The organism is Mycobacterium sp. TH-M82, assembly GCF_057473605.1.
In genome coordinates this window covers 1-8,428 of the sequence record NZ_JBYCKY010000270.1, presented here as the reverse complement: position 1 = coordinate 8,428, position 8,428 = coordinate 1, and the positions used below count along the sequence as shown (strand labels likewise).

2 protein-coding genes are annotated in these 8,428 nt (G+C 68.6%); both read left to right on the top strand.

Annotated elements, in window-relative coordinates; genetic code table 11:
* A partial coding sequence (locus AC2VON_RS08560) for a KR domain-containing protein (RefSeq protein ID WP_486952560.1) occupies positions 1-3,460 on the top strand: 3,460 nt, incomplete at its 5' end.
* A 16-nt stretch (positions 3,461-3,476) separates the two neighbouring features.
* Positions 3,477-8,363, top strand: a complete 4,887-nt coding sequence (locus AC2VON_RS08555) for an SDR family NAD(P)-dependent oxidoreductase (protein ID WP_486952559.1) — start codon at positions 3,477-3,479, stop codon at positions 8,361-8,363.
* Positions 8,364-8,428: the final 65 nt, after the last annotated feature.

Here is an 8,428-nt window from a genome sequence, read left to right as displayed (position 1 = left end):
TGCGGCGGTGGTGGCCGGGGCGCTGAGCCCGGCCGACGGGTTGAAGGTGATCGCGACCCGCTCGGCGTTGATGGCGCGGCTGGCCGGTCAGGGCGCGGTAGCGCTGCTGGAGCTCGACGCCCCCGACGTCGAGGCGCTGCTGGCCGAGTATCCCGACGTCTCGGATGTCAGCGTGGCGGGCTACATCTCGCCCCGGCAGACGGTGATCGCCGGGCCGCCCGAGCAGGTTGATGCGGTGGTCGCTGCGGTCAGCGCAGCGGAGCGCTTCGCCCGCCGAGTCAACATGGAGGTCGCCTCGCACACTGCGTTGATGGAGCCGATCCTGCCCGAACTGCGGGCGGCGCTGACCGACCTGGCCCCCGAACTTCCCGCTATCGCGTTCCTGTCCACCGCTGCCGACCCACCGCAGGACCGAAAACCGTTGCTCGACGCCGACTATTGGGTGGCCAATCTGCGCAACCCGGCGCGGCTGAGCCAGGCCATCACCGCCGCCGCCCAAGATCACGCGATTTTCATCGAGGTCAGCGCACATCCGATCCTGACCCATGCGATCACCGAAACGCTCGAAACTAATCCCGCCGGCCCGCCTGCCCCGCACTACAGCATCGGCACGCTGACCCGCGACAGCGATGACACACTCGGCTTCCACACCAACCTCAACAGCATCCACACCACCGGCCCCCCGCCGACACAGCATCCGGCCGGGCCGCATCCGGTCCTGCCCGCCATGCCCTGGCAGCACACCCACCACTGGATTTCCGTCCCGGACCCAGTCAAGAAAGCCCGGGCCGCAGAAGCTGCACCCCGGCCGGGCACCCTGCTCGGTGCATACATCGCGGTCGCCGGCACGTCGCTCACCCATCTCTGGCAGGCGCGGCTGACACCGGAAGCCAAGCCGTACCCGGGGGATCATCGAAACCACGGCACCGAAGTCGTCCCGGCATCGGTGCTGCTGCAGACTCTGGCTGCTGCATCGACCGCGACCGGCCAGGGTGACACTGGCGTGTTGACGCTGTCAAACGTCCGATTCGAATATCCGATCGCCGTCGACCAGCCGCGGGTGATCCAGGTGGTCGGTGAGGCTGAATTCATCACTGTGGCATCGAGACTCGCAGCGGATGACTCCGTGCACCACTGGGTCAGACACCTCAGTGCACGTATCGCCCACCACCCCTCGGACGGCGCGGATGGCTGTGAAGCACCCGACCCCGACACAACGGGCACCGAGTTCGCCGACGAATCGGTCACCTCGCTGTGGCGAACGTGGGGCAGCCAGGGACGCCCGTTCGGATGGTCCGTCCGCTCGGGCCGGTCCACGCCGGACAGGCTGCACGCCGATGTGGAGTTGTCCGAGGGGTCGACGGTCGCGCTGCTTGATGCGGCACTGCATGTCGCCCGGCTGGTGGACAGGTCCAACCCGCGGCTCATGGTTCCAGCCGCAGTCGAGAGCGTACGGTTTGAGGCTGAACTCACCGAGCCGTGCGGCTCGGTCGAGGTGCAGCGGCGCATCAGGAACAACACCGCCGAGGATGAGCTGATCGTCGACATCGCCGTGCAGACACCCGACGGCAGGACGTGCATCGACATTCGCGCACTGCGCTACGCCGCTGTGGACGCTGTGGACGCTGTGGACGTTGTGGATTTGGGTTCGATGGCTCCCGCGACTGAGCCGCGCACCATGGTGCACACGTTCGACTGGCAACCCTGGGAGCGTCCTGCACGACCGGTATCCGACAGCCCGGCCACCGTGGCGCTGGTGGGGATGAGCGACAGTGCCGGGGCGGCCCGCACGCTGCGCGATCAGCTCGCCTGCATGGGCCACCGGCCTGCCGACATCGCCGACGCGGACTGCGTCCTCTACCTCGCCGACCCCGGACCGGCAGCCGGCAGCGACATCGACTGCGCGACCCGGCTGTCGGCGGAAGTGGCCGATCTGGTCGCAAGGCTGGCGGAGCGGGAGAACCACCCGCCCGCGCTGTGGATCATCACCCGCGGCGTCCGCGAGGCCGCCACCGATGCCGCGGTGCGCCAGGGTTGCCTCTGGGGACTCGCCGGCGTGATCCGGGCCGAGCAGCCTCAGCTGTGCGGCGGCCTGATCGACCTCCCCGCCGCGCCGGGCGGCAGTGAAGATCGTGCGGACACCGCCGATGACGTTTCCGCGCTGGCCAGTGTGCTGAGCACACCGGCAAAGTCCATCCTGGTGCTGCGCGACGGCACGTTCTTCACCCCCGCCTTGACGCCGATCTCCGGCGAACCGGTGCGAGAGCCGTTGCGGTGCAGGCCAGATGCGGCATACCTGATCACCGGAGGCATGGGTGCACTCGGGCTGCTGATGGCGACGTGGCTCGCGGACCACGGTGCCCGCCGGCTGGTGCTCGCCGGCCGCACCCCGCTGCCGCCCAGGCGCGACTGGGACGATCCCGGCAACCCCGCCAGCATGGTCGACGCCCGGCACAAGATCGCCGCGATCCGGGCACTGGAACGCCGTGGCGTCTCGGTTGACGCGGTAGCGGTCGACATCGGGTCGCGCGACGGGGTCCAGGCACTGCTGGCCGCACGCGACGACGCCGGGGATCCACCGATCCGCGGCGTCATCCACGCCGCCGGAGTCACCGACGGCCAACTTCTCACCGAGATCGCCGACAGCCGCCTGCGTGACACCTTGTGGCCGAAAATCGCAGGCGCCCGGGTGTTGCACGAGACGTTCCCGCCGAGCGGCTCGGGTGGGCTGGACTTCTTCTTCCTGACCGCGGCGGCCGGTGCGGTGTTCGGGGTGCCGGGGCAGGGCGCCTACGCGGCGGCGAACGCTTACCTCGACGGCCTGGCCCGGGCGCGTCACCGCCAAGGTTGCCGCACCATGAGCCTGGACTGGGTGGCCTGGCGGGGGCTGGGGTTCGCCACGAACGCGGCTGTGGTCTTGGATGAGCTGGAGCGGATGGGTTCACGCCCGATCAGCGCCGAAGAAGCCTTCGCCGCCTGGGAACACGTGGCACGCTACGACGTCGGTCAAGCCGTGATCGTCCCGCTGCCTTCGCCGGACGGGCAGACCGGCGTGGACCGCACTGTGTCGACCGCATCCACCAAAGCCTGGTCGCAGCTGCCCGCAGCGGAGCTGCTCAGCGAACTCGAGGTGGGCCTGCGCGCCATCCTGGCCCGCGAACTTCGCATGCCGGAAGCCGAACTGGACCTAGACCGGCCGTTCGCGGAGTTGGGCTTGAACTCGGTGATGGCGATGTCGGTGCGACGCGCGACCGAGCAGTTCGTCGGTATCGAGCTGTCGGCGACGATGCTGTGGAACCACCCGACGACTTCGGCGTTGGCGGCTCAACTCGCTAAAAAGCTGGTACCGCAGGAAGGTTCGGCTGTTGTTGACGCGCTGCCCGACTCGGCAAGCAGTGTGTTGAATGAGTTGTTCGAACAGGTGGAATCGGCTCCGGCCGGACGGGATGGTCTGCGATGAGAAGCGGATTACGCGCATGAATGCGGGTTTCGACGAAGGGTATCTTCGGAACTGGCTGGCCGACTACCTGGTGACGAACATCGGCTGCAGTCCCGATGACGTCGATTTCGACGCGTCGGTCAACGATCTCGGCGTGGGCTCGCGTGACGCGGTTGTGCTCTGCGGGGAGCTGTCTGAGTTACTCGGCCGGCAGGTCTCACCGGTGGAGCTCTGGCAGCGTCCGACGATCGGTGAGCTGGCGCGTTTTCTGGGCGGCGTGGAATCCGACGCCACTTCGACCGCAGCCCAGCCGGTATCCGGCCCGGTGCGCAGCACCTCCGATGAACCCGTCGCGGTAGTCGGTCTGGGCTGCCGCTTTCCCGGTGGGATCATCGGTCCGGATTCGTTGTGGCAGTTCCTATGCGAGGGCCGGTCCGCGGTAGGGGAGGTGCCGCCGGAACGGTGGGCGCCGTTCGACGACGGCTCACCCGAGGTCGCGGCGTTGCTCGCCAGCACCACGCATTGGGGCTCATTTCTGTCCGACATCGACGCCTTCGACGCGGAATTCTTCGATATCTCCACCCGCGAAGCCGCCAAGATGGACCCCCAGCAGCGTCTTTTGCTGGAAGTCGCATGGGAAGCATTGGAGCACGCCGGGATTCCGTCGAGTTCGCTACGACGCTCGCAGACCGGGGTATTCGCCGGCGCGTGCTACGCCGACTACGGTTACATGCCATCTTACGATCTGGCCGGTGTTGACGCATGGAGCAATCCCGGTGGCGCGCTGAGCATTATCGCCAATCGCCTGTCGTATTTCCTTGATCTGCGCGGCCCCTCCGTCACAGTAGACACCGCCTGCTCGTCGTCGCTGGTCACCGTGCATCTGGCCTGCCAGAGCCTGCGAACACGGGAGTGCGACCTGGCCATCGCGGCCGGAGTCAATCTGCTGCTGTCGCCCGGCGTTTTTCGGGCCTTCGACCAAACCGGCGCGCTGTCGCCGACTGGTGCCTGCCATACCTTCGACGCGGACGCCGACGGCTTCGTCCGCGGCGAGGGCTGCGGGGCGGTGGTGCTCAAACGACTCAGTGACGCGGTGCGCGACAACGATCGGCTGCTGGCGGTGGTGCGGGGTTCAGCGGTCAACTCCGACGGTCGGTCCAACGGGATGCTGGCGCCCAACCCGGCCGCCCAGATGGCGGTGCTGCGCGCGGCATACGCCAATGCCGGTGTGCCGACGCATGAAGTGGACTATGTCGAGGCACATGGAACCGGAACCCTGCTGGGAGATCCCATCGAGGCACGTGCGCTCGGCACGGTTCTGGGACGCGGGCGCCCCGAAGCCTCGCCGCTGTTGATCGGTGCCATCAAATCGAATCTGGGCCATCTCGAGGCGGCCGCCGGTATCGCAGGGTTCATCAAAGCGGTGTTGGCGGTGCAACATTCGAGCATTCCGAAGAACCTGGGATTCCACACCCCCAACCCGCATATTCCGTTCGACCAGTTGCGGCTGAAGGTGGTTGCTGAACAACAGAAGTGGCCCGCCACGTCAGGTCTGCAACGTCCACGGCGGGCCGGGGTGTCGGCATTCGGATTCGGCGGCACCAATGCGCATGTGGTGATCGAGCAGGCACCAGCCCCTGACGCCACCGCCGTTGTTGTCGTCCGTGAGCCCGATCCAGCGGTCAGCACGCTGGTGATTTCCGGGCAGACCCCGCAGCGTATCGCGTCGACGGCCGGCGCGCTGGCCGCGTGGATGGACGGCGCCGGCGCCGGGGTTTCACTGCCCGATGTGGCCCACACTCTCAACCACCACCGCGCTCTGCACGCCCAGTTCGCCACGGTGTGCGCCCGCGACCGCGCGGATGCGGTGGCCGTGTTGCACGCCCTGGCTGCCGGCCGGTCGGCGGCCGGACTCGTCGGCCCGCACGACGGACCATGCGGCCCCGGAACGGTATTCGTGTACTCGGGGCAGGGCTCGCACTGGGCCGGGATGGGTCGGCAGTTGCTCGTCGACGAGCCGGTGTTCGCCACCGCGGTCGCCGCGCTGGATCCGGTTTTCACCGAGCACGTCGGATTTTCACTGTGGCACGCGATCACCGGCGGTGAGCCGCTGCGCGGGGATGCGCAGGTGCAGCCGGTGCTGATGGGGTTGCAGCTGGGGCTGACCGAACTGTGGCGGTCCTACGGGGTGCACCCGGACGCCGTGATCGGACATTCGATGGGGGAGGTGACCGCCGCCGTGGTGGCCGGGGCCTTGAGCCCGGCCGACGGATTTCGGGTGATCGCCGCCCGGTCCCAGCTGATGTCCCGGCTCGCCGGCGATGGCGCGGTGGCCTTGCTCAACCTGGACGCCGAGGCCGCCGAGGCCGCCATCGCCGAGTATCCGGGTGTGAGCGTGGCGGGCTATGTCTCGCCGCGCCAGACCGTGGTCGCCGGACGGCCCGAGCAGGTCGACGCGGTGACGGTCGCGGTGAGCGCCCGAAACCGATTCGCCCGGCGGGTCAACATGGAGGTCGCCTCGCACACAGCGCTGATGGATCCGATCCTGCCCGAACTGCGGGCGGCACTGACCGGCCTGATCCCCGAGGACCCGGTCATCGCGTTCTTCTCCACAGTCACTGAAACCACTGCGACCACGGCACCGCTGGACGCCGACTACTGGGTGGCCAACCTGCGCCAACCGGCACGGCTGAGCCAGGCCATCACCGACGCCGCAAACGAGCACGCCACCTTCATCGAGGTCAGCGCCCACCCGATACTGATCCACGCCATCGACGACACGCTGGAATCGGAGACCCACCACCACAGCATCGGCACACTGTGGCGCGACGGCGACGACACGGTGACTTTCCACACCAACCTCAACCGCACGCACACCAGCCACCCGCCGCAGACCCCGCACCCGCCCGAACCGCATCCGGTGCTGCCCACCACTGCGTGGCAGCACACCCGCCACTGGCTCGACGTCGCTCCGCTGCGGCAGCGGCGCGCATCGGCCGAGCCGGGCGCCGAGCGGCCGGTGCACAGCAGCGGGCACAGCAGCGCAGTGATCCCGCCGCAATGGTGGTGCGAGCTGGCCTGGCCGACCCGCAGCCTGCCCGACGCGCAGAACCGCCCGCCGGGCACCGGTGAGTCCTGGCTGGTGATCGCCGACGCCGATCCGGGTGGCCAGATGTCGCGTTCGCTCGGCGGTGCGGCCGGTGCGGCCAGGGTGCTGAGTCCGTCGGTGCTCACGGGGCCCGAGTCGGCGCTGGCCGACGCCCTCGCCGGAGTGACCCGAGTGCTCTACGCACCCGAGCCCGTGGCGGGGCAATTCACCGCCGAAGCGGCCTACGGCCTGTTCAACACCGCCCGGCGGCTGGCAGTGGCGGCAGTGGCAGCCGCAGAGGTCGCAGAAATATCCCAGCCGCCCAGGGTGTTCCTGCTCACCCGCAATGCCCAGCCCGTCGATGCCGGTGACCGGGCCAGTCCCGATCACGCCGTGCTGTGGGGACTCGGCCGTTCGCTGGCGCTGGAGCATCCCGAGATCTGGGGCGGCGTCGTTGATGTCGACGAGTCGGTGCCGGCCGCGCTCGCCGCGAAGTATGTGGCCGCCGAAGCCGACGCCATGCAAGCCACGGACACCACAGCCGCCGGCGGTGCTGATCACGGCGAGGACCAGGCGGTGTACCGAGCCGGTGTCCGCCGAGTCCCGCGCCTGCGCCCGGGTTATTCGCCACCAACCGCCCCGGTCGTTCTCGACGGGGACGGCTGCCACCTGGTGATCGGCGCAACCGGCAACATCGGACCGCAGCTGATCCGCCAACTCGCCGCCATGGGCGCCGGCACCATCGTCGCGGTGTCGAGAAATCCGGGTTCTCGCCTCGACGAGCTGGCGGCCGGCCTGACCGCGACCGGGACGACGCTGCTGACGGTGGCCGCAGATGCCTCGGACGAAACCGCGATGAGCGCTCTGTTCGGCCGGTTCGGAGCCGACCTGCCACCGCTTTCCGGCATCTACCTCGGCGCCTTCGGGGGCGGACCGGTGACGTTGTGCGACATGACCGACGACGACGTCGCCTCGATGTTCCGGCCGAAACTTGATGCGGCGGCACTGCTGCACAAACTGTCGCTGACGCACCCGCTGCGGCAGTTCGTGCTGTTCTCGTCGATCTCCGGAGTGACCGGCTCGCGCTGGCTGGCCCACTACGCGGCGACCACCACCTTCCTGGACACCTTCGCCTATGCGCGCCGAACCGCCGGGCTGCCGGCCACCGCGATCGACTGGGGCCTGTGGAAGTCGCTGACCGACACCCAATCCGACGCGCAGCGCCAGGTGATGCTGGACTCCGGACTCGAACCCATGCCCGACGAGGTCGCGATCGCCGCGCTGCCCCTGGTCACCGGCCCGGACGCCCCGGTTCGCTCCATGATCGTCGCCGCCGACTGGGCCCGACTGGCAGGCGCATATCGCACCCGGGCCGCGCTGCACATCGTCGACGACCTGCTGGCGAACGACACCGGCGGCAGTGCCGACGGTGCCGGTGCCGGCGATCCGGTCACCGAGTTTCGGCAGGCGCTGCGCGACTGCGAGCCGACGCAGCGCCGTGACCTGGTGTTCGAGCACGTCACCGCAGAGGTCGTCGCGGCGATGGGCCTGGCGTCGCCGCACCTACTGGATCCGGAGGCGGGTTTCTTCCAATCCGGCATGGATTCGCTGATGAGCATCACCCTGCAGCGGTCGCTGTCGGAAAGCCTCGGCGAAACTCTCCCCGCCGCCGTGGTGTTCGACTACCCGAGCGTCGAAGCACTCACCGGCTACCTGGCCGGCATCCTTCCCGAGCTGATCGAGGTCGCCGAATCCGAAAGCACCGACGTCTCCGATGCCTACGGTGACCTCACCGACGATGAACTGCTGCGGCGTCTTTTGGAGAGGTTGGGTTGATGGATCGTCGGGGGGTGGTTGTTGAGGCGTTGCGCAGGATTGATGAGTTGACTGCGCGGTTGGAG

Coding starts and splice junctions, on each gene's coding strand:
- AC2VON_RS08555 (WP_486952559.1), top strand. CDS start 3,477: ATGAATGCGGGTTTCGACGAAGGGTATCTTCGGAACTGGCTGGCCGAC.